This window comes from Archangium gephyra (assembly GCF_042230915.1).
GTDB lineage: Bacteria > Myxococcota > Myxococcia > Myxococcales > Myxococcaceae > Archangium > Archangium gephyra_B.
The window spans coordinates 4616842-4638153 of the sequence record NZ_CP102578.1; the positions used below are offsets into that span (position 1 = coordinate 4616842).

The window sequence follows — 21312 nt, forward strand, 5'->3', positions numbered from 1 at the left end:
GCAACAGAGTACGTCTGTGGGCCGGAGCGCGCTCCACCCGGCAGACCTTGCGAGGAAAGTCATGAAGGGAATCGTTCTCGCCGGTGGCTCCGGCACCCGGCTGTATCCGCTCACGCGCGTGGTCAGCAAGCAGCTGCTGCCCGTGTATGACAAGCCGATGATCTACTACCCGGTCACCACGCTGATGCTGGCGGGCATCCGGGACATCCTGATCATCTCCACGCCCACGGATCTGCCGCGCTTCGAGGAGCTGCTCGGCAGCGGCAAGCAGTGGGGCGTGAACTTCCAGTACGCCGTGCAGCCCAGCCCGGACGGGCTCGCCCAGGCCTTCATCATCGGCCGCGAGTTCGTGGGCAAGGACAAGGTGTCGCTCATCCTCGGCGACAACATCTTCTACGGCCACGGCCTGAGCGAGCTGGTGCAGCGGGCGGCGGCGCGCGAGTCGGGCGCCACCGTGTTCGGCTACTACGTGAAGGATCCCGAGCGCTACGGCGTGGTGGAGCTGGACGCGAGCAACCGCGCGCTGAGCCTGGAGGAGAAGCCGGCCCAGCCCAAGTCCCACTACGCGGTGACGGGCCTGTACTTCTACGACAACCAGGTGCTGGACATCGCCAAGAACCTCAAGCCCTCCCCGCGCGGCGAGCTGGAGATCACCGATGTCAACATCGCCTACCTGCGCCAGCAGCAGCTCCAGGTGGAGCTGATGGGCCGCGGCTACGCGTGGCTGGACACCGGCACTCACGAGTCGCTGATGGAGGCCTCCAACTTCATCCAGATCATCGAGCACCGCCAGGGCCTCAAGGTGGCGTGCCCCGAGGAGATCGCCTACCGCATGGGCTACATCACCGCGGCCCAGGTGGCGGAGCAGGCGCACCCCATGCGCAAGAACGAGTACGGGCGCTACCTGCTGGATCTCATCGAGAACAAGGGAGCCCGGACGTGAACGTCGTCAAGACGGAGCTGCCCGGCGTCCTCATCCTCGAGCCCAAGCGCTTCGGCGACGATCGCGGCTTCTTCATGGAGATGTTCCATGCGAAGCGCTACGCGGAGCTCGGCATCAACGGGCCCTTCGTGCAGGACAACTTCTCGCGCTCGGCGAAGGGGATCCTGCGCGGGCTGCACTACCAGGAGCCCAACGCCCAGGGGAAGCTGGTGCAGGTGATGGCGGGCGCCGTCTACGACGTGGCGGTGGACATCCGCCGCGGCTCGCCCACCTTCGGGAAGTTCGTGGGCGTGGAGCTGAGCGCGGACAACCGGCGCCAGCTCTGGGTGCCCGCGGGCTTCGCGCACGGCTTCTGCGTCCTCTCCGAGAGCGCGGACTTCCACTACAAGTGCACGGACTTCTACTCGCCCACCACCGAGCGGGGCATCGCCTGGAATGATCCGGACCTGGGCATCCCCTGGCCGGTGACGTCGCCCCTGCTGTCGCCCAAGGACGCGGCCGCGCCGCGCCTCAAGGACGCCCCGGTGCTGCCCGTCTACGCGGACTGAGCGCCGCTCTTCGCACGGCCGGTGGCGTGAAGGGCGAAAGCCTTCAGCGCCTCGGCCGTGTGGACGATGGCCTTGTCCCAGGACAGCTCGCGCACGTAGTCGAAGCCGGCGGCGATCTGCCGCTGGCGGTACGGCTCGTCCTCGAGCAGCCGGCACACCTCGTCGGCGATGCTCCCCACGTTGGGCGGCGCCAGCACCACCGCCCCCTCCGGGTAGGCCGCGCGCGTGCTCTCCACGTCCACGTCCACCACCGGGCAGCCACACGCGGCCATCTCCTGCGGCAGCAGGCTGTAGTTGGTGAAGGAGAGGCACACCCCCACGTCACAGCTGGAGAAGACCCGCCGGAGGTCCGCGAAATCCAGGATGCCGTGCCCCACGAAGGCGAAGGGGAGGGCCGAGGGCGGCAGCTGCGAGCCGGCGATGTGGATCTCCACGTCCGGGAAGCGCTCCTTCACCTTCTTCAGGGCGAGCGCGACGATCTGGAAGCCGCGGCGCGTGGTGTGCGGCCGCATGTAGGCGAAGACGCGGCGCTTGTCTCCCTTGAGGCCCGGCTCCGGGTAGTAGACGTCGTGGTCCACCGCCAGCGGGAAGCTCCGGGCGAACATGCCGTACTTCTCGCGCATCTGCTGCTCGAGCCAGGGGCCCGCCGTCAGCCCGTAGAAGCCGAAGTGGTAGGTGTCCTCCGCGAGCTGCCACTCGGCGCCGATGGAGAAGAAGGCCGGCTCGTAGTCCTGGATGAAGTACGCCTTCACCGGGGCGCAGGTGCTGGCCCGCACCGCGTAGGCGGTCTGCCACGCCGTGGCCATCACGATGTCCGCCGGCTCCATCTCCCCCTCCAGGTGGAACACCGGCGCGCGGATGGGCAGGAACCACTCGTGCACCTGCGCCTGCAGCCGCATCGGCTCGGACGCCATGCCGCCGCTGTCCACCACGTAGACCCGGCACGTGTGTCCCATCCGCTCCAGCATCTGGATGGTGCGGAAGATGGTCATGTGCCCGCCGCCGCCGCGGCCAAAGGGCGGAACCACCCAGTTGATGACCAGGTGCGCCGGATCCATCTGCTGCCGCGCCGCCGTGCCCAGGGACATCGTCCGGGGCGGCGGATCGATGTAGCGGTATTGCTCGGCATCCCACCAGTTGCGATCGGGCGCCGGGGGAGGACGCACGGCGCGCCGCACGTCGAGCAGCGTCCGGCTGATGCCGTGCTGCTTGTATTGCTGGTAGCTCGCCATGACCCCGCGGGCGAGCGCGCCCGCCGTGCCCAGCGTGCTGCGCTCGGCCAGCGTGCGCTCGTACGTCTGCTTCACGTCCTCCACCAGGGAGGTGTGGGCCCCCCGCTGCCCGGCATCCCCCTTGAGCTCATGGTGCTGGGAGATGCGGCGCACCAGGGCTTGCGGCAGCAACTCGTACCGGTCCCCCAGGAACCAGCCCAGTCCCTGGCCCACGTCGCGGCCGAGCGTGAGCACCGCCTTGGAGAGCCGGGAGCTCTCGTTCGGGTCGCTCATCAGCCGGCGCACGTCCAGCTTCGACTGGTGGAGCTTCTCGCGCAGCAGGGCGCGCAGGCCCGGCAGGTGCGGTGAATCGAAGTACTCGCGGTGGAAGCGCGCCTCGTCGAAGGCGCGGCGGGCCTGCGTCAGGGGCGAGTAGTTGTGGCTGTGGCGCACCACCGAGCGGGGCGCGTAGGCCTTGATGTAGCCCGCCTCCAGGATGTCCGCGCCCCAGAGCTGATCCTCCATGAACTCCACGTCCCGGTAGGGGATGCGGGTCCACACCGAGCGGCGGAGGGCGGCGTTGTTGTCGGAGAAGAAGCGGTAGTAGGGCTTGTTGGCTTCGTAGTGGGCCCAGCCCTCGGGCCCGGGGCGGATGCGGAAGAGGGTGGTGTCGGCACCGAAGTTGGCGAAGTGCCGCTCCAGCATGAACGCCTCGGAGGGGATGCAGCCGGGGTGTGGCTTGTGGCGCCCGAAGACGCCGGCCACCTCCGCGTTCTCCCGCATGGGCGCGATCAGCTCCCGCAACCACGCGGTGTCATCCGGGACGGCGTCCTGGGTGATGAGCGCCACAAACGGACTGTGGCTGTTCTGGATGGCCAGGTTGCGGGTGCGGCCATGACCGAAGGTCGTGGGATCGATCTGCAGCAGCCTCGCGGGGAACGAGCGGATGATGTCCACGGAGTCATCCCTGGAGCCGCTGTCCACACACAGGACCTCATAGGGGAAGTCCGTTTGCTGGGAGAACACCGCGGAGAGGCACTCCCGCAGCAGGCTGCCCCCGTTCTTCACGGGGATGATGACGGTGACCAACGGGATTTCTTGCTTCATGGACTCGCTGCTCTCGGTGTCCTGCCCGCCGGCGCGCGGGCGAGCCGGCGGCATACCATGTGGATCCTTGGCCCCTCAAGGAGCGGGCCCCTTCACTTCCAGCCCCGCGAGCCCTAGCTGGGACCGAGCATGCCCAGCGTCGCGGGCAGCTCCCAGGCGAGCATCTGGACCGCGAGGGCCTCTGGGGAGCGCTCGTCGGTGCGCAGGCCACAGTTCATGGCGTTCAGGGTGAGGTGGGGGTTGTAGAAGGGATCCGCTCCGGCGCGCGTCCAGGGACGGAAGGCGGCGTAGGACAACCAGGCGTCGCGATCCGGAATGGCGTCGAGCCGGCGCGTGGCCGACTCGTGGTGCACCAGCCGGGTGTGGGGCGTGTACACGCAGCGCAGCCCGCGCTTGACGATGCGCAGCGCCAGCTCCACGTCGCTGCCGGAGACGCGGAAGCGCTCGTCGTAGCCCCCCACCGCCTCGAAGACCTCGCGGCGCACCATCACGCACGCGCTGGTGACGGCCAGGTAGTCCCGGGTGTGATCCATGCGCCCGAAGGGCGTCCACTGCTCGTCGGGGCGGTAGCGCCAGAAGGGGTGCGTGGCGAAGCCGCCCGGGCCGAGCACCACGCCGGCGTGCTGTACCAGCCCGTTGGGGAAGAGCAGCAGCGGCCCCACCAGCCCCACCTCCGGGCGCTGCGCCTGGGCGATGAGCTCCTCCATCCACCCCTCGTCGATCACCTCGATGTCGTTGTTGAGGAAGAGGAGCAGCTCGCCGTCGGCATGGCGGGCGGCGAAGTTGTTGACGGCGGAGTAGTTGAAGGGGTGGTTCCAGGTGAGCTTGAGGATGCGGGGATCCTCCAGCTCGTCCAGCAGCTCGAACGTCCGCGGATTCACCGAGTTGTTGGAGACGAGGATGAGCTGCCAGTTGTCCCACTGCGTCTTGGCGCGGAAGCTGCGCCAGAGCTGGGAGAGCAGCTCCGGCTTGTCCTTGAAGGGGACGATGATGGAGACGCGCGGGGTGCCCTTCACCCGGTGGCGCACCCGCAGCAGGCCGCCGTGCGTCGTCCAGGCCTCGGCGTCCTCGCCGCAGCGCGACAGATGCTGCGAGAGCGCGGTGTGGGCCGAGGCGCCCACCACCTGGAAGGCCTGGGGCAGCTCCCGCCGGTGGTAGAGAACGGAGGAGACGTGGGAGATGGGGACCTGCTTCTCGGAGGCGCGCAGGAGCAGATCCATCAGCTCCGCGCCCTCGAAGCCGTCCCGCATCCCCCCGAGCTCCTCGCAGAGCCCACGGCGAGCGACCAGGAGCCGCGAGGCGTAGTTGCACTCGCGCTGCATGTCCCGGCTCCAGTCCGGCTTGAAGAAGGGCCGGCGCCGCTGGCCCGCGCCGTCCAGGCGGTCCTCGTCCGTGTAGAAGAGGCGGGCCGTGGGGCGGGCGTGGAGGGCGAGCGCCACCTCGGCGAGGGCATGGGGCGCGAGCCGGTCCGAGGCCTCCAGGAAGGCCACGGCCTCGCCGCGCGCGGCGGAGAGGGCGGCGTTGAGGGCGCTGGCCGTCCCCGAGCCGGTGGGGCTGGGGACGAAGCGGATCCGCGAGTCCTGGGCCTGCTCGGCGGAGAGGTACCCCCGCAGCTCGGCCAGCCTTGGCTCCGGACCGGCGACGACCAGCTCCCACAGCTCATGGGTCTGCGCGCACACCGAGGCGACGCACTCACGCCAGTGCGCGGCGTTCACGGGGCCAGCGCCCACCACCACCGAGAAGCTGGGGGGCTGGGGCAGCTGGCGGGCCTGCTGCGTGGTGAGGCGGAGGTGGAGCGGCTCGCGGGCCGCGCACCACTGGCGGTACTCCTCATCGCTCACCACCGGGCACAGGGCGAGCTGCCGTGCGAGTGCCTGGTTGGCGTGGTGGGTGAACTCACGCTGGAGGGCGAGCAGGTCGCGCAACGGCTCCGGCAGTCTCAGCCCTGGCGGGCAGGGATCGGCGAGCCGCTCCAGGTTCGCCATCATCTGCTCCGCCTGCGAGCGCGTGGGCAGGGGACCGCCGCTGTTGGCCGCGCAGAGCACCTCGATGGCCGCGTGGTTCCAGCTCCCCATCCGCTCGAACGTCGGCTGCATGAGCCGCCGCAAGGACTCCACACTGGACTTCTTGGCCAGCCGCACGGCCATGGCGGGCAGGCCGGCCCGGTGGGATTGGACCCTGCCCTGGGAGGGATTGGCGAGCGGCTCCAGCGTCTGGCGGATCCACGCGGGAACATGGCCATGGCGCGAGACGGCGACCTGGGTGTGCGTGTCGCGGATCACGGCGAGCAGCTGCACGTTGAAGGTCTGCTGCGGGCGGAGCAGCTCGATCAGAAAGGGGCGGGCCAGCTGACGCGTCTTCCTGGCGAGGCGAGAGGCTCCACCCCCACCGGCCCCGTGCAGCAGCTTGCCGATGATGTCCGCATGCGCGTCGAGCGAGAGGGGGACCTCCTGAAAGGAGGGGGGACCCTTGGGTGCACGCCGACGCAGGTTGCGCATCAGCTCGAGAAGCATCCGCTCGGCGGTGGCGATCTCCTGGCTGCTCGCGCCCTCCTCCTTCAGTTCTTCGACGAGGACGAACTGGGCGCCCACCCGTTCCGCGAAATCGGCGGTCGACTCGATGCCAGGCGGCGGGAGCGGAGAGGTGTCGGGGGTCTCCGTCTCGATGAGGGTGAGGCCGGAGCGCGCACTGTTCGCCAGCGGCTGCGGAGGCTTATTCATGGGCGGGCTCTATACCATCATCCCGAGGGATGACGACTTCTGTCGGGGAGGGACGGAAGGACGTGGAGCGAGCCGTACTCTGGCCCCATGAGGGAGTTGGAGCCGAGGAGCCGCCGCCCCGGATGCTCCGTGAGCAGGCGGGCATGCACCCCTCGGTGGCCCGGAGCGCGGCTGGGGGAGGGGGGTGGAATGCGCATCCTTGGACTGTCACCTAGGAGGAGGCGCGATGGTGCTCCCGGGCAAGGGAATGAGTTGGAAGGAGTTCTTCACCGAGCTGAAGAACGAATACAAGAACGACAAGATAGGCAACGTGGCCGGAGCGGTGACGTTCTTCAGCGTGCTGGCGCTGTTCCCGTTCCTGCTGTTCCTCGTAGCGCTCGCGAGCCTCGTCATCGATCCGGCGCAGGCCCAGGTGCTCATCCAGGAGCTGGGCCGGGTGGCGCCGGAGGCGGTGACGGAGATCGTGGGCCAGCGCCTGAAGGACCTGGCGGAGGGCAACAACGTAGGGCTGCTGACGGTCGGTGCGTTGGGCGCGGTGTGGGCCGCCTCGGGCGGGGTGGTGGCGATGATGGACGCGCTCAACACCGTCTACGACGTGGAGGAGTCCCGGCCCTTCTGGAAGGTGCGTGGCACCGCCATCCTGGTGACGCTGGGCGGCGCGGTGCTCTCCATCCTCGCCTCGCTGGCCATGGTGGCCACGCCGGCCGTCGCGAAGTTCCTCGGCGAGCCGCTCGGCACTGTCGTCATGTGGCTGCGCCTGCCCTTCGCCGGCGTGCTGATGATGCTGGTCTGGGCGCTCGCCTACTTCCTGCTGCCGGACGTGAAGCAGAAGTTCAAGTTCATCACGCCCGGCTCGGTGCTGGGTGTCATCGTCTGGCTGGTCGCGTCCTGGGGCTTCTCGCTGTACGTGCGCAACTTCGGCAGCTACGACGCGAACTACGGCGCGCTCGGCGGCGTCATCGTGATGCTGCTGTGGATGTGGATCTCTGCGCAGGTCATCCTGATTGGCGCGGAGGTCAACGCCATCCTCGAGCACAAGTCGCCCGAGGGAAAGTCGCCGGGCCAGAAGCGGCCGGGCCAGGGCGGCCCGAGCATGACCAAGGGGCAGAAGCGGGAGCAGGAGCAGAAGGAGCTCGAGGAGCGCCTGCGTCCCTCGCCTCCACCGCGGCCTGCGCCGGCCCGGATGACACCGCTGGGGGCGGCGACCACCTGGGCCACGGGCTTCGGGCTGGGCCTGTTCCTCTTGCGCCGCGGCAACCGGTAAGGACCCGTGGATGTCCCCTCTCCCTTTGGGAGAGGGTCAGGGTGAGGGTCTACACGCTGGGACGACCCTCACCCCCGCCCTCTCCCAGAGGGAGAGGGAGTGCCTAGCGACGCTGGGCGGCGTTGTGGACGGGGTGCTTCTCGAGGAACTCGGCGAAGGTGCCGTTGAAGTCGTTGACCGGCTTGCCCTCCTCCAGGCTCCAGATGCGGGTGGCCACCTCGGAGATGAGCTCCTGGTCGTGCGTCACGATGATGGCGGTGCCCTCGTACTTCTGCAGGCCGTCGGCCAGCGCGCTGATGGACTCCAGGTCCAAGTGGTTGGTGGGCTCGTCGAACACCAGCACGTTGTCCTGGTTGAGCATCAGCTTGCAGAGCAGCAGGCGCACCGTCTCACCACCGGACAGGGTGTCCGTGGGCTTCATCCGCTCGTCGCCCGCGAAGAGCATGCGGCCGAGCACCCCGGAGATCTCCTCGTTGGTGAGCTTGGTGTTGATGTCACGCAGCCACTCGAAGGCCGTGGTGCCCTTGCGGATGGTGCCGTGGTGGTCCTGCGGCAGGTAGCCCATGGAGGCCTGGTGGCCCCAGACGATCTTCCCGCCGCCGTCCGACTCCACCTGTCCGGCGAGCATCTTCACCAGGGTGGACTTACCCACGCCGTTGCGGCCGATGACGCAGATCTTCTCGCCCTTGCACACCAGGCCGCTGAAGGGGCGGATGACCTTCTGGCCGTCGTAGGTCTTCTGGATGCCCTCGAACTGCAGCGTCTGCTTGCCGCTGGCCTGCTTCACGTCGAAGCGGATGAAGGGCCGCGCGATGTTCGAGCGCTTGAGATCGTCCGACTTCAGCTTGTCGATCTGCTTGATGCGGCTCTGCACCTGGGAGGCGCGCGTACCGGCGTGGAAGCGGGCCACGAAGTCCTGCAGCTGGGCGATCTTCTTCTTCTTCTCGGAGGTCTCGGACTCGACCCGGCTGCGCACCTGGGCCTTCTGCCTCACCATGTCATCGTAGCCACCGTTGTACTGGATGATGGTCTCGTAATCGATGTCCGCGATGTGCGTGCAGATGGTGTTGAGGAAGTGCCGGTCGTGGCTGATGGTGATGAGCACGCCCTCGAAGGCCATGAGGAACGTCTCCAGCCAGCGGATGGAGTCGATATCCAGGTTGTTGGTGGGCTCGTCGAGCAGCAGACCCTGGGGCTTGCCGAAGAGCGCCTGGGCCAGCAGCACGCGCAGCTTGAGGCCGCCGGTGAGCTGCTTCATGGGCCCCTCGTGCGTGGACGAGGGGATGCCGAGGCCCTCGAGCAGCGAGGCCGCCTCGGACTCGGCGCTGTAGCCGTCCTCCTCGGCGATGACCATCTCCAGCTCGCCCAGCCGGTTGCCGTCCTCCTCGCTGATGTCGGACTTCGCGAGGATGACGTCCTTCTCCTTCATCACGTCCCAGAGGGCCTTGTTGCCCATGAGGACGACGTCGAGGACGCGCTCATCCTCGTAGCGGAAGTGGTCCTGGCGGAGGATGCCCAGCTTCTTGGGCCGGGAGATGGTCCCCATGTCCGCTTCCTCGTCTCCGGCGAGGATCTTCATGAACGTGGACTTGCCCGCCCCGTTGGGGCCGGTGAGGCCGTAGCGGCGGCCGGGCGAGAAGGCGACGTTGACCTCCTCGAAGAGCTTCTTGGGCCCGTAGGCCTTGGAGACGTTGATGATGGTGAACATGGGGGGCGCTTTCTAGCGGAAGGGGTAGGCGGCCGAAAGGCGCGCGACACGTTGAAATCGCCGAGACCGGCGGTGAAGGCTCCTTGTAACCCCACTTGGTGGGCTTTCTATGCCCCCCGTCCGCCCCCGCTGAACACGGGCGGGGTCACCGCGGACACCCGCCGGGCGCTCAGGGTGCTGAAGACGAGCCACCCGCCTGCCTGGTACCCCTCCGGCCGTGGCCCCCGCTCAGGTGTGGCCCACGAGGAGCCCGGGGCCGACGTAGACGCTGCCCGCCGGGCGCAGGATGTAGGTCCCCGTCGAGACGTCGTAATAGATGGCGGCCTCTCCCCCGGTCACCACCCGGGCCTCGGCCTCGGTGAGCTCGGGGAGCCGAGAGAGTGCATCCACGCCGGGCCGGGGAGCCTGGGTCTTCTTCATCGTCCTCATGTCCGTATTCCTCCTGACTGCGTTTCAAGAGGGTTACGGCCCCGGCCGGCGTTTGGATTTATGGGGTCTCACTCCCCGCGGGTCATTCGGGCTTCGGCCGGGCGAAATGGCCCAGCTCGAACGCCTCGCCGTCGAGGAAGAAGACCTTGTCGGGCTGGAACCAGACGACGGACATGTCCCGCGGGGTGAGGCCCTCCGGTATCGCGATGCTCCCCAGCACCGCCTTGCTGGAGAGCACGACGACCTGGGACTGGGACCGGGGCGCTCCTACCCAGTCCTCGCGCTTTTCGCCCACGATGAGCTTGTTCCGCTCGTTGCCCGGGGCCACGAACATGTCCTCTCCCACCAGGTTGACTCCCCCCTTGAGGGGAACGCGCATGGCCAGGCGTTTTTCCACCACCCCCCGGAGGAGCTCGTTCGGGTCGGTGCCGTACCTGGCGGCAACGGCTGCCAGGGCCTCCTCCGCTGCATCCACCGCGGCCGGCGACGCCGGCTGATGATCGGCTGTATATCCCATGGTTCCTCCCAGGACGACGGCTGCCAGCGCTCCTCCCGCGAGCAGCCTCCTCATGTGCTTGTTTCGATGTTTCACGGGTTCTCACTCCTATGGACGAGGCAGGTTACTCGTGTGGACCGTCACGCTGGGGTGCCCCGAGGCCTTGAGCTGCTCGTTGAGCGCGTGGGGATTGGGCGCCACTCGAGTCAATGGCATTCCGAGCTCGATGACCACTTCGCCCATGCCTTTCGGCAGGGTGACGCCAGACTTGCTGGCCGCCTCGATGGCAATGCTCGTGCAGTTGCGGTCTATCGTGTAATTGCCGATATTGGCTTTGATCATGGCGGAGAAGGCACGCCCCGCATCGAACTGGGCCTGGGTGATGTTCCATTCATACATCTGGGCATGTTTGTCGAGGGGCCATGTCGCCGTGCCCTTCAACTTGTCATTGAGGAAGGCACCCACCGAGACCGGAGAGTACGGATCGATCCGTTCGCCGGGGCCGAAGCTCAGTATCTCCGCGATCTTCCCATCAGGTCCGCGCCAATAGGCGAAGGTATGGCCCGTATCCTTCAGGACATTGAGCTGGTTCCTGGGGGTAATCGCCTCGGGCTTGGGGGGCTCGATTCCAATACCAAACGTATAGCCCGTTGGAGCCATGCCACCCGCCGGCGATGCGCCAACGCCTGCGTCAGGGCTTCCAGCCGATGCGATGGGGACGTGCGGCGTCGAGGTGGATGCGGAGGTGTCGGCCTCCTGCTTGGCCTTGCGGCCATCCGGGTCCACGTACCCCAGTGGGTTGCTCCGGGCATACGCGTACAGGTTGCACTCGGTGGGGCTCTGCAGGCACTTGTCAGGGGCCTCGAGGAAGAGCGGATCGGGCGTGCTGAAGCGGCCGAGGAACGCGTCATAATCCCGCACGCCCATGCGGGTGAGGCCGAGGTCCGCGTCGTAGCCCTTCTCGACGTAGTCGAGAACGGCACTGGATTCCGGGGGCACGGTGCGCGTGCCGTAGGGGGAGGCGAGGCGTGGAGTGCCATCGTAATCGGACAGGATGGTGCCTTGCCTGTCAGCGGCGAGTGGGCGGAAGGCGCCATGCTGGATGACCCCCACCAGCCGCGTGCCGATCTTGAATGGAAGCGTGAGGCCTGTCTCGTCGAGGTAGCCACCCGACTCGAGATAGGCCGCCAGTGGCGCGCCATCCTTCCGCTTCAGGAGGCGCTCGCCGGCCTCGTCGTAGAGGAAGTCCCAGGCCTGGGTGCCGCGGGCCGCATGGGCCAGATGACCGTTGGGCCCATACGTGAACACCAGGTCCCCCCTGGTGGCGGTGCGTCCCAGGGCATCGAAGGTGTAGGTGGTGCCGCCCGCCGTCAGGACATTGCCATTCTGGACGAGGGTGCGGCTGATGCCGTTCTCTTCGATGCGTGCAGGCAGGCCGGACGCACCGTACGTGTACGCATAGGCCGCTCGAGCGTCGGTGCTGGAGGCGAGGAATCCCTGCGGCGAGTAGGAATGGGCGCGTGAGAGCGACAGCCCTCCCACCTCGAGGTTCTCGGTCCCCGTAAGGCCCCGGGCGTTGAAGCGCCAGCCGATGGAGGACCAGAGACCGGGTCCCGCCTGGCTGAAGCCGGAGGGGGCGCGGGTCAGCGCGTCATAGGCAAACGCCACCCAGTTGCCTCCCGCCATGGCGGCAGCGGCCAACTGGCCCTCGGCGTTGTATTGCAACTCGGCGAGTACCTGGCTGTTGAGGCGGAGCAGGCTGGGGCGGCCGAACGCATCGGGCGTGTTGGCCAGCGTCGTGCAACCCAGGGGAACACCGTCCGCCTGGGAGTGGCACATCCGCAGTTGCCGCACACTGCCGTCTTCGCGGTAGGCCAGTGACGTCTCCACCGTGCGCCAGCCCTTCAGATGCAACGTCTTGCGCTCGGGTTTGCCGTCGGCCCTGTACTCGAACAGCTTGGTGTAGCCCTCGCCGTCCACCGCCGAGAGCAGGCCCGTCGCCTCGGCTCGCGCAGGGGAGGTGGGCGTCGCACCGTCGTAGTAGAAGCGGTAGTCCTGCGTGGCCCCGGAGAGCATGTCGGTGTGACGCACGAGCACCTGGCGGCCGGAGGCGTCGTAGACGTAGTCCTCCTTGCGCACCGGCAGTTCCGCGGCCGACAGGAAGGTCTTCGCCGAGAGCAGCCCCGTGCCGCTCTGATAGGTGTAGGCCACCTGGGCAATGCCATCCCGCACCACATGCGACACACGTCCATGGCCATCGAAGTGGACGCGGTGTCCCGTGCCTCCTGGCAGGAGCACCTCGCGCAGCCGGCCGAGGGCGTCGTAGTTGTAGGTGTAGCGGGTGTTGGCCTCGTCCTCGTAGGCCACCAACCGCTGCTGAGCGTCGAGGAAACGCCGCGTCGAGTGGGTGCCATTCTCGATGGATTGCTGCTTCAGCAACCCGGCTTCCACGGACAACTGGGTGAGCACCTGACGCGAGACGTCCGTGTGCAGACGGGCCAGGGAGCTTGCCTCGAAGCCCAGTCCCGAGGAGGTCAGCGTTCCCACGACATCCGTGCCAGACAGGAGGCTCGCGTAGTCGAGTGCCGTGACGTCCACGCCCGTGCCCAGCGCGGAACGCACGTGGGCCTTCGTCTCCAGCAAGGCGCGGCTCCGGGTGGTCAACCCGTCCACCTTCCAGCCCTCTGGGATGCGGGAAGCCTTCGCCACGGACTCACCCGAGGCCGTCTGCCACTCCACGGCCGTGGAGTTTGCTCCCGCGTCCGCATCCACCAGCGTGGTCAGGGAGATGCTGCCTGGCTGCGTGGCCGTGGCGTAGCGGTAGGCCAGTGAGAGGCCAGGGGTGGCTTCACTCGTACGGCCCAGACTGTCCCACTGCTTTTGCAGGCGCTCCTGGCCGTCGAAGGCGAAGGACTGCGTGAAGGCCCGCGAGCCGCGCCAGGTGGTGAGGGCCTGCGGCGCGCTGGTGAGGGGGTGCCTCGCGGAGGGCTCCACGACGACCCCGTCTGGAGAGATGAGCTGCAGAAGTTGCTGGGTGCCGGGCTCCCACACGAAGCGCGTCGTGCCCTTGCCCGGGACGGTCACCCTGTCGATGAGGAAATCGGGCCGGTAGACCACCTCCTGCAGGAGCAGGACATCACCTGCCGCCGAGACATCCTCCACCCGCTCCACGAGGCCCACGTTGTTGCGCACCAGGTGCACCTCGTTGCTGAAATCGAGCGAGGTGTTCGGGTGGTTGCCCGTCAGGCGGGTGCCGGACTCCAGGCAGTGCGGATGGCCCGCCAGGGCCACGGGGTGGGCCCGCCACTTCTCGGTGGTGAGGGTACCGGAGGGGGTGTGGCGCACCGTCTTGCTGGGGCACACCTCGGCCTCATAGGCGAGGTACTCCACCCGCTCTCCCAAGGCCTGCCCATCCTCCTGCGCCCAGCCGCTGCCCTCTTCCTTGAGGCGCTTCCAGGGCACGCCCTGGTACAGCGCGTCTTCGTATTGGCGGTATTCGTAGGTGTGGAGGCCGGGGCTGAGCGTGTCGTGCTGCGTCGACGAGGACAGCAGCCCCGAGTAGCTGTCGGCGTTGAGGAAGTTGACCGCGTGCACCACGCCGGGGCCATCACGCTTCACGCTGCCGTAACCCACCAGGAACTTCCCCACGCTGTGCAGGGTGGGCTGGTCGTAGTCGTAGGTGTAGCGCACGGTGTCGTAGCCGGAGGACCGGACTTCCAGGGCGGCCAGCACCGAGGGGCGCTGGCGCGTGCCGGGGAGGGTGGGCCCGCGCGCGTACTCGAAGCGCAGCACGGTGCCCTTGCCATCGTCGGCGCTGCGCATCAGCGCGGTGCCCGGTGTGTCCAGGGTCAGGTGCTCGGTCTTGCCCGAGCGGGTGTACACCAGCTCGGTATCGCCACTGCCGGCCAGATCTCCCACCACCGGGCGGCTGGAGTAGGAGTTCACCCCGGTGAGCCCCGGCACGTTCACGCCCTTGAAGCTGGTGCCGTGGTTGATGAAGAGCGAGGCGGTGCTGCCCGAGGTGCGGGTGAGGAGCAGATCGGTGAGGCCGTCCTTGTTGGCGTCCAGGAAGTTGAGCTGGTAGTCGCTCAGGGTGGTGACGAGGGTGCCGGAGGCGCTGCGCAGCTGGAGGCTCTGCCCCGTCTCGGTGAAGGTGAAGTCACCGAGGCCCCACCACACCACCAGGCTGGTGCTGGTGCGGGAGATGAGGTCGGGCAGGCCATCGCCGTTGAAGTCGTGCACCCAGGAGGTGTCCGGGGTGAAGGCGGGCTTGAGGGTGCCCTGGCGCTGGGGGCCGAAGGAGAAGGTGGATGCGGTGCTGGTGTTGGGCAGCACGGCGTAGCGGCCGGAGCTGATGCGCACCAGGTCGGGCTGGCGGTCGCGGTCGAGGTCCACCAGGCGCACGTTGCTGGAGAGGCCCCAGTCACCGGAGAGGGATTGGGTGGCGAGCGCACGGCCGGGCCTGTCGCAGACGGTGAGGGCCGTCGCCGTGCGGTAGGAGTTGGGGCGGAGGCTCACCACCTGGTGGGTGTCCTCGCTGGCGCGCAGCTGCGCCAGGGTGCGTGGCTCGTTGAGGGAGGAGGGCGCGCGGCGGCAGAAGGTGGAGACATCCGTGCCCGCGGGAGGCAGGGGCTCGGCGATGAAGCCGTCCTCCACCTGGCGCAGCAGGGTGTTGTCGTAGTGCCGCTCCAGGTCCAACCGCCCGTCGAGGTCCGAGTCCAACGGGCTGCTGCGGTGGGGCTGGATGACGTCAGCCAGGTAGGTGGCGATCAGCGGATCCACCTTCGGCAGCGGTTGGAGCGAGGTGGTGGCCAGGTGCTCGCTGGCGAGGTGGTAGGTGTAGCGGGTGGGAGGCGGCTGCTCCCCGGAGCGGAACGTCTGCTGCACCTGGGACAGGTAGAAGGCGGGCCCCAGCCCCTCCTCCTGGAAGCCCAGCGTGTAGCGCCAGCGCTCCTCGAAGAGGCCCGTCTGGGTATGGCGGGCCGTGAGCACCACCTCCTTGACGCGCCTGTCGAGCACCAGCTCCTGGCCGGAGCGCATATCCCGGAAGGCGTAGGGCGTGGGCTCGTGGGAGAAGTCCACGCGGTATTGGAAGTCCTCCCCCTGGCCGCCATAGCGGACGGTCTTGAGGAAGAGGCGGCCGGAGGTGTTGGCCTCGTACTCGAGGCGCGTCTTGCGCCCCAGCACCGACTGCACCTCGGTGAGGTACCAGGAATAGGTGCCTTTGGCGGTGACGACCCGCGCGGTGCCGCCGAAGGTGAAGCGGGTGCCATCCGCGGCATAGGCCACCAGGGTGTCGGTGCCCACCTGCAGCCGCACCATGCTGGAGAGCCCCACCGGGTACCAGGAGCCGTCGGTACCCTGGACGAAGCGGCCCCAGGGCCCGCTCAGCTCATCGGTGGCGTAGTCCAGGGTACCGCTGGCTCGCCAGCGGGTGAAGGCGAGCTCCACGTTCCAGCCCACGCCCCACTCGGACAGGCCGCTGTCCGGGGCGTAGGTGGGGAACACCTGGGCCAGCAGCGGTCCGCGCTCGGTGGGCAGTTGGAAGGGGATGGGCAGCTGGAAGCCGCCGCGGCTGACGTCCGCGGGCCCGAAGGCGGTGCTCGCGAGTTGCCCCGCGAGGGAGCCCCGCTGGGGTGCGGAGAGCTCCGGCGCCTGCACCCGGGCATCCAGGGACGTGGCGGTCTGGGCTTGACTGGAGAGTGGTTGCAGCAAGGCGGCACACAGCAGGGGCCACCACTGACGGAGAGGGTGTTTCATGGTTCTCGACCTCCTCGCGAAGCACGCTCCGCGAAAGGAATGACAGAGGGAATGGAAGGGAAGAGGGCGCTGCTGGCTTACTGGGGGGCGTGCTCGCTGGAGGAGAACGCCGTGCTCGGGTTGCAGGTGCTGATCCACGTCATGTCCGTGGAGAGCGGCTCGAGCTGTACCTCGAAGACGAGGATGAGCTGGTCCGCCTGGGCCAGCGGATTGGCCGACCAGTTGCGCAGCGCGGTGGCGCCGAAGTCGAACCGGGCGAATGGAGACAGTCCATTGCCCTTGCGGTACGTCTGCGCGTACAGCTTGAACTTGTCGATGGCCTCCGTGGGGGTGCCGAACACCGGGTACACGTAGGAGCCGAGCCAAGTCTGGTTGAGCTGCTCGTACGTCTCCAGGCCATCGCGGGTGGCGAAGGAGAGCATCGGGTCCACCGTGACGGGCAGCCGGAAGAGCTGCGAGTTCAGGGTGTCGTTGGACGCGAACTCGCCGGGCCGGGAGAAGAACACGGCCATGGAGCGGATGACCATCGCGCCCTGGTTGCAGAGCATCGCTAGACCGCCGTCGGCGTCATAGAGATCCTCGGGAGTGACGGTGACGGAGAAGGTGCTGCGGCTGGGGTCGTCCAGGCCCTCCCAGACCAGGCGCGAGCGCGTCTCGTCGGCCACGCGCCACTCCGGGAAGCCCTCCACATGGGGGAAGCCGGGCCGGGGGAAGCTGATGGCCACGATGTCGTAGGAGGCGCCCGGGGGCACGCCGGCGGAGGCCAGCCGCTCCTTGGCCAGGAGCACCTTGAGGCGCTCCACCAGCACCTTCATGTGCTCGGCGACGGCCAGGTGCGAGTCGTCCCAGGCGGTAGTGCCGGCGTTGCCGTCCGTGAGCGCCAGCAGCGCGTTCCTCGCCGTGACGTCGGCCTGCAAGGCGGTGAAGACCTGGGGGTAGCGCAGATGGAGGATGGGGTAGAGATAGTCGACGACCACCTGGGCGAGGTCTGCCGTCTTCACCTCCAGATGGGTGCCCTCCAGGTTGCGCAGCGACCACAGCGGCAGCAGCCGCAGCAGGCGGGACTCTCCGGACTGCCGGTCCAGGTCGTCCCGCATGGCCTTGAGTTCCATCTGAAGCAGGAGCATCTGCCGTTCGGTGGCCAGGAGCTCCGCCTTGCGGGCCAGGGCGGCCAGGTCGTGGTCCACCCAGTTGGAGAAGAGGCCGCTCAAGTGAGAGGGCAGCTCATCCGGAGTGAAGGAGACGGACTCCTGGAGCTTCAGCAAGGCCTTGCCGCGCAGCGCGGCCAACTCCTGAGCGGTGACGCGGCCCGCCTGGAGGTAGTGCGCACCCTCGGTCTCGATGACGGCCCGGGCATGGGTCAGGGCGGTGAGCAGCGAGCCAGCCTTGTTGGGTTTGCCGCCGGTGCCGAGCAGCGGCTCGGTGTGGCGCACGGTGAGGGTGAGCGGGCTGGTGTTGAGCGAGGTGCAACCCGCCCGGTCATTGACCACCAGGTAGAGGACCCGGTTGGCCTTGAGCTGCACGGTGTTGTAGGGGCGCTGGAGGACGTGGATCTCCTGGATGTGGCCCCGCTGGGTGCCGCCCGGCTCCACCTCCAGCAGCAGCAGGCTGCCAGCGGGAAGGAGCGGGAACGGGGTGTTGGGCAGGCGCAGGCCGGAGGAGAACGCGGCGGTGCTGCGCTCCTCACCGCCCGAGCTGCTGCTTTCGCTCCGGGTCGTGGAAACCCGGGCCCCCACATCCGACTTCACGCACGTCTCTGCCTGGGCGTACACCCTGCCGCTGAAGCCGGTAGCGGCCGGCACTCCTGCCTCCACGCCGACGCCGGCGCAGAAGGACCCGGTGACACTCATGGAGCCGTAGGTTCCATTCTCGCTGACCGAGGTGTTCGAGCGCGCCTTGTAGGCGCTGTCCACGAACTGCACGAGGAAGCCCTCGGGGCCGGTGGTCACGCCCGTGGCATCCACGGGCAGCATGCTCCCGCCCTCTCCCCACGGCGCGCCCAGGACGGGCGAGCGCATGGCGCAGGTGGGGGCCCAGTTCCCCGCCACCTCGATGTGGAGGATGTCTCCCTGGTTCGCGCTTCGGCTCCACTCCGTCGTCAGGTTGGCCAGCGCATCCGCGGGCGACGGCATCATCCCGATGTACCGGGCATGGGCGGCCGAGACGGAGAGCGTCTCCGGCGAGCGCACCGACACCTGGAAGTCCAGCAGTTGAGGAGAGCTGGCGGCCTTGTTGAAGGAGCGCACCAGGTCCGCGTGGCGTGCCCTGTCCACCGCGGCGTTGTGGCGCAGGCCGGCCAGATCCTTGCCGAGCTGGCTCAACTGCTCCAGCTTCAGCAGCAACTGGTTGTTGATGCTCTCCTGCGTGCGCTCGGCCCGCATCTCCTGCACGGTATTGTTGATGAGCGTGTCCCGGTTGGTGGCATAGGTGTTGATGGCGATCTGCAGCGCGGACAGCCGCGCGTCCACCATGGAGTCGATCTCCGCCTCCTTCTCGATGTTCATGCCGGTGTGCAGGACGTTGCGGGCATCCGCATCGAAGAAGCCGGTGCGGTGGTAGTTGTCCGTGCGGATCTGGGCATGACGCAGCAGCCTGGCCAGCCCGACGGCCGCTGGGGGCAGCTTGTCCAGGAGCGTGGAGGCGAGGGTGTCCTTCGTGTAGGTGCCCCCCACCGCGTCCACCACCGCGCTGGTGAGGGCGGAGTGGCCGCTGGCGATCTTCTTGAACAGGGTCTCGTACTCATCCCGGACCTTGGCCGAGGCCAGGTTGGCGGTATTCAGCGCCGAGATGTCATTCAAGGAACCCAGGAGCAGCCACGTCAGGCTGACCTCCGTGGAGATGTTGTTGGCCCGGCAGCCCCGGAAACGGCAGCCGAGATCATGGGAGGCACTCACCGAGTCGAGCCGCTGGGCCAGGCCACGGAAGGCGTCCTCGAGCACCAGGAGCAGCGGCACGGAGTCCACCGGGAAGGCGGTGACAGTGCCCGTGGGGGTGGTCTTGCTCATGGCCGTGAAGGCGGCCTCCACCACGGCGCGGTCCACTTCCAGGTAGGTGTTGGAGATGAAGGGCAGGTTGCTCGCGGTCACCAGCGTCGTCGCGGGCGGCTCCTTGGTGTCACTGGGCTTGATGCCAATGATGGCCGGGCTGCTGTTGTAGGCACCCCGCCAGAACTCACCGAGCGCCTCGCTGAGCTCACGGCCGAGCTGTGGAGCCTTGCCATCATCCAGATAGACGTGGGTCCGGGCGGCACGGTACCAGCGGTCGATGAGGGCGAGCTTCTTCTGGAGGGCGGTGGTGCGCGCACTGCCGCTCTGGGCATGGATGGCGGAGAGCTGTTTGCTCAGCAAGGTCGTCATCAGGGCGGACCAGCTCTGACGGTAGCGATCCTGGTGGCAGGAGAGCTTGGAGATGCTGGAGGCGGCGTCGATGCACTTGTCGAGCATCAGCTCGGCGACGTGCGGGGACACGTGGTCGAGTGTCATACGGTGGCACATGGCGAGCGTGGTGTTGAGCTCGCGGGAGCCAGTGCAGGCGCCGTCCTCCACCGGGGGCGTCCAGCGGTTGTCGCAGTCCGCCACGGACGTGAAGTCCATGTTGTCGAAGTACTGGGCGAAGAGGCCCGGTTGGAGCGTGTCCCGGGTGCTCAGCTGGGTGGACGGGATGACTTCCCGCGGCTGGCTGGGGCTGGACCAGAGGAGCTGCACCGTCGCGCCGCCGCCACGCTCGTAATACTCGAGCGTCAGATCGTATGGCGTGCCCGCCACCAGGGCGATGGTACCGGTGTGCTCCGTGGGACTCTGGTCCACCCACTTGTCAATGAGGAGCTGGCCGTTGACCTGGAGCCGGACGCCATCATCGGTGATGGTGTGGAAGGTGTAGGTTTCGCTGTAGCGGGGCGTCACCCTGCCCGTCCAGCGCACGGAGAAGAAGTCAGCGCCCATGGAGGGCAGGGGAGCGCCCCCGGCCCAGTCGAAGTTCACCTGCGGGTCCAGGCGGGTGACCCCGTTGAACTCGGGGTACTGGGTGTAGAGCTTGATGAGCTCATCCCGCTGCGTCTGGGAGAGGTGGGTTCCGCGGGTCTCGAAGAGCAGCCACAGGTGGGTGACGAGCTCGCGGCGCAATTGATTGTCGTCCACGCCCGGGGGCACCGCGGAGTTGAGGGCGGTGAGCTGCCCCATGAGGCGCGCGTACTTGTCCTGCGAGTCGGTGGCTGTCTTCAGCGGCAGCTCGTCGCCGGTGGTGCAGAAAGCCTTGTGGATGCCCGAGGGGTCATACGCCGAGGTCTGCTGGGTGACCACCGCGGCGGACACCTGCTTGAGCTCGGTGAGCGTCATGCCGGGAGGCGAGTACTTCCGGCCCGTGACGTAGCCGCACGCGCCCGGCGTGTCGTCACCGTGGTCGGGGTGACGGCAGGCGTAGTATTCGTAGGGGTTCGCTTGGTTGATGCACGTATAGCTCTCCGTGCCGCACTGGGGGCCCGCGGCGTAGATGTAGATGGGGTAGTTGTAGAGCGTGTATTTGCAGGTCGCGTAACTACTGCTTTCATCAATATCGGTGACCGAGTAGTTGAAAGTCACGCCGGCCTCGTACCGGTCGTCGATGGCGCTCCTCGCGGTGATCGCCTTGTTCCGGCAGGGCGTGTCGTAGTCCTTGTACGTCTCGTAATAGCAGACGCCGTCCTCGTCACAGTGCGTCCGCACCTGTTTGTAGGAGGGTTTGATCCGCGTGGAGAAACCCTGCGCCGTGCGGTAGTCCAGGCCGAAGTCGGGATGCCGGCAGGACAGGTTGCGCGAGCAGGTGGTGTAATTGGTTTTCTCGATGCCGCAGGCAGGCGACCTCTTATTGATGTAGCAGGGCAGCGTGTACTCGCTGTACTGCCAGGGACCGGCGCACCGGCCGTTCTCCCAGGAGGGAGTGCCCGCGAGGTTGGCGTCCCAGCTGATCTGACTGGGGCCGCAGGTGCTGGCCGTGCCCGTGAGCGGCTCCCCGGCTTGGGCCAGCTCCGGTGATGGCGGCGCATCGGACAAATCCGTGCTGCCGCAAGCCGAGAGGAGGATGAGACAGAAAAGAAGACCACTCTTCCGCAGTGGGGTGTTCATGGGTCCTGCCGTGATGGGATGGATTGC

At 67.8% G+C, this 21312-nt stretch carries 10 protein-coding genes; 3 read left to right on the plus strand and 7 right to left on the minus strand.

The window, feature by feature from the left end; genetic code table 11:
* Positions 1 to 61 precede the first annotated feature (61 nt).
* Both rfbA and rfbC read left to right on the plus strand, forming a co-directional pair.
* A complete protein-coding gene (gene rfbA, locus NR798_RS18575; protein WP_375772815.1) occupies positions 62 to 943 on the plus strand; it encodes a glucose-1-phosphate thymidylyltransferase RfbA in 882 nt (293 codons plus the stop codon).
* Entirely contained in the window at positions 940 to 1491 is a 552-nt protein-coding gene (gene rfbC / locus NR798_RS18580; protein WP_375772816.1) for a dTDP-4-dehydrorhamnose 3,5-epimerase, read from the plus strand. The genes rfbA and rfbC overlap by 4 nt, the downstream gene beginning before the upstream one ends.
* Here rfbC and NR798_RS18585 read toward each other — a convergent pair.
* Together NR798_RS18585 and NR798_RS18590 are read right to left on the minus strand one after the other, a co-directional pair.
* Complete coding sequence (locus NR798_RS18585; RefSeq protein ID WP_375772817.1) at positions 1479 to 3809, minus strand: glycosyltransferase; 2331 nt, start codon at positions 3807 to 3809, stop codon at positions 1479 to 1481. The genes rfbC and NR798_RS18585 overlap by 13 nt on opposite strands.
* Before the next feature lie 113 nt (positions 3810 to 3922).
* Positions 3923 to 6529: a glycosyltransferase gene (locus tag NR798_RS18590; protein WP_375772818.1), complete on the minus strand. Its 2607-nt coding sequence runs from the start codon at positions 6527 to 6529 to the stop codon at positions 3923 to 3925.
* 226 nt (positions 6530 to 6755) lie between these two features.
* Between NR798_RS18590 and NR798_RS18595 the strand changes: the two genes are divergently transcribed.
* Complete coding sequence (locus NR798_RS18595; RefSeq protein WP_375772819.1) at positions 6756 to 7793, plus strand: YihY/virulence factor BrkB family protein; 1038 nt, start codon at positions 6756 to 6758, stop codon at positions 7791 to 7793.
* Between the two features lie 103 nt (positions 7794 to 7896).
* Here the strand turns inward: NR798_RS18595 and NR798_RS18600 are convergent, their stop codons facing one another.
* The 5 genes from NR798_RS18600 to NR798_RS18620 form a co-directional block, all read right to left on the minus strand.
* Positions 7897 to 9501, minus strand: coding sequence for an ABC-F family ATP-binding cassette domain-containing protein (locus NR798_RS18600; protein ID WP_375772820.1), 1605 nt, complete (start codon positions 9499 to 9501; stop codon positions 7897 to 7899).
* A gap of 228 nt (positions 9502 to 9729) precedes the next feature.
* Positions 9730 to 9930: a hypothetical protein gene (locus tag NR798_RS18605; protein WP_375772821.1), complete on the minus strand. Its 201-nt coding sequence runs from the start codon at positions 9928 to 9930 to the stop codon at positions 9730 to 9732.
* Between the two features lie 82 nt (positions 9931 to 10012).
* The gene (locus NR798_RS18610) at positions 10013 to 10447 is read right to left on the minus strand and encodes a hypothetical protein (RefSeq protein WP_375772822.1); all 435 of its coding nucleotides are present in this window, start codon (positions 10445 to 10447) and stop codon (positions 10013 to 10015) included.
* An 87-nt stretch (positions 10448 to 10534) separates the two neighbouring features.
* Complete coding sequence (locus NR798_RS18615) at positions 10535 to 16186, minus strand: RHS repeat domain-containing protein (RefSeq protein WP_375772823.1); 5652 nt, start codon at positions 16184 to 16186, stop codon at positions 10535 to 10537.
* A gap of 77 nt (positions 16187 to 16263) precedes the next feature.
* Complete coding sequence (locus tag NR798_RS18620) at positions 16264 to 21285, minus strand: PA14 domain-containing protein (RefSeq protein WP_375772824.1); 5022 nt, start codon at positions 21283 to 21285, stop codon at positions 16264 to 16266.
* Between the last annotated feature and the right edge of the window lie 27 nt (positions 21286 to 21312).